At 69.3% G+C, this 1,415-nt stretch carries 2 protein-coding genes; one reads left to right on the forward strand and one right to left on the reverse strand.

Going from position 1 to position 1,415, the window contains the following annotated elements; all coding sequences use genetic code 11:
- Positions 1 to 215 precede the first annotated feature (215 nt).
- Entirely contained in the window at positions 216 to 1,013 is a 798-nt protein-coding gene (locus GJV64_RS14475) for a glycosyltransferase family 2 protein (protein ID WP_164158177.1), read from the reverse strand.
- A gap of 63 nt (positions 1,014 to 1,076) precedes the next feature.
- Between GJV64_RS14475 and GJV64_RS14480 the strand changes: the two genes are divergently transcribed.
- Positions 1,077 to 1,415 (forward strand): MgtC/SapB family protein (locus tag GJV64_RS14480; protein WP_164158179.1); only part of this gene is annotated, 339 nt, incomplete at its 3' end.

Raw genomic sequence — 1,415 nt, forward strand, 5'->3', positions numbered from 1 at the left:
GCCGCGCTCACCCCACCGGCTGCGAGCCCGCGCAGGGCCGGCAGCGCCAGGCCATTGTCGCGGCGCTGCCACTCCTGCGGGCGCAGGCCGTCGATGGCGATCATCAACACGGGGGCAGCCGCGGCCGGGGCGGCGAGCAGCAAGGTGGCAACGAGGGCCAGGGACATGCGGATCATGGCACTGCCATGCCGCAGCCATGTTGCAGTCGCGTGACCCTATTCCCAGTCGCGCACCCTGAGGCCAGCCTCGAACATCCCGCGCGCCCTCAGCCGGGGGGCGAGGAAGCGGTAGAAGAACCAGTCCTTCACCGCATAGGGCGTCAGGGCATAGAGCAGCCGCTCGGTGAGGTTCCAGCGCACATGGCCCTTCTGCGTGCGGCGCGGGGCCGGCCAGCAGACATGATCGGCGGCATGGGTGAGCCGGCCAACCTTCAGGATGCGGTGGATCAGTTCATGGTCATAAAGCACGAACGGCCAGTCATCATTCTTCGGCCCGCCGCAGGCCACCAGGGGCGCGATGCGGAAACACTGGCCGAAGGTGCCGGTGTGGCCCTGACCCGAGAGCAGGCTGGCGGTCAGCGCCATGCGCTGGCGGATGATGATGTTCTTCAGGCTGTCGTAGGGGCCGTAGATGTCGAACGCCTGCACGCCCACCACGCGCGGGTCGCTGCCCAGCAGCTGGTCGGCGCGGCTGATATAGTGAGGCGGATAGGCGGTGTCGGCATCCCAGAAGGCGATGTTCTGCGCGCCCAGGTCCTGCGCGAGTGTGAGCCCGCGGCGCAGCGCGAAGGTGTGGCCCTGGTTGCTCTCGGTCACCAGCATGGCGCGGGGGTGGCCGGCAATCGCCTCGGCCACGATCTCGGCGCTGTTGTCGGTGGAGGCATTGTCGACGCAGACGATGGCGATATCGTCGCGGTCCTGGGCCAGCGCGCAGGCCACGGTCGGCGCAATGAACTTCGCCTCATTGTAGAAGGCGATGACGATGACCCATTTCGGGGGAGCGGTGCTCTGCATGGCCGCCGGGCTTACTGGTCTGCTGCTTGACCGGCAAGCAGGGCCGGCGCAACGCTGGGGGTGATGCTGGACGGGGATGAACTGGCGCGGCTGGTGATGCCACTTGCCATCGGCCTGTTGATCGGGGTGGAACGCGGCTGGCAGCAGCGCGCCGCCACGCCGGGCAGCCGTGTCGCCGGCCTTCGCACCTTTGCGCTGTTCGGGCTGATCGGTGGGCTGGCGGGCTATGCCGCTGCCGGGCGAGAGGGCTGGCTGGTCTCGGCCGTGCTGGTGCTGGCCGCGGCCGCGCTGATCGTGATCGGCTATCGCCGCGACCGTTCGCCCAGCGCCACCACGGAAGCGGCCGGGCTGGTCACCATCGGCCTGGGCTGGCTCGCCGATGGTGACCAGCCCGGGCCGATA

Source organism: Sandarakinorhabdus rubra (assembly GCF_010994245.1).
Lineage (GTDB): Bacteria > Pseudomonadota > Alphaproteobacteria > Sphingomonadales > Sphingomonadaceae > Sandarakinorhabdus > Sandarakinorhabdus rubra.